Source organism: Psychrobacter sp. I-STPA6b (assembly GCF_020662265.1).
Classification (GTDB): Bacteria; Pseudomonadota; Gammaproteobacteria; order Pseudomonadales; family Moraxellaceae; genus Psychrobacter.
This window is the reverse complement of record NZ_VEWM01000002.1, coordinates 1-320: the sequence shown is the minus strand read 5'-3', so window position 1 is coordinate 320 and position 320 is coordinate 1. Positions and strand designations below refer to the sequence as shown.

Genomic DNA, 320 nt, shown 5'->3' with positions numbered 1-320 from the left:
TCTTTCCCCCCCCCCCTTTCTCTTCCCTTTTCCTCCCTTCCCCTTCCTTCTTTCCTTTCCTTTCCCCTTCCCTCCTTCTCTTTCTCTCTTCTTTCCTCTTCTCCTTTTTTTTTCTCCTCTCTTTCTCTTTTCTCCTCTTCTTTTTTTTTCTCCTTTTTTTCCCTCTTTCTCCCCCTCTCTCCCCTTTCCTTCTTCTTTCTCCCCTCTTTCTCTTTCTTTCTCCCCCCCTCTCCTTTTTTCCTCTTCTTTTTTTCCCCCCCTTTTTTCCTCCCTTTCTCTCTTCCTTCTCCTTTTCCCTTTTTCCCCTCCTCTTTCTCTTT

At 45.3% G+C, this 320-nt stretch carries 1 protein-coding gene; it reads right to left on the bottom strand.

Translation table 11 applies throughout. The features are described from left to right. Positions 1-320: hypothetical protein (locus FHK88_RS14460; protein WP_227428740.1), on the bottom strand; the 320-nt coding region annotated here is incomplete at both ends.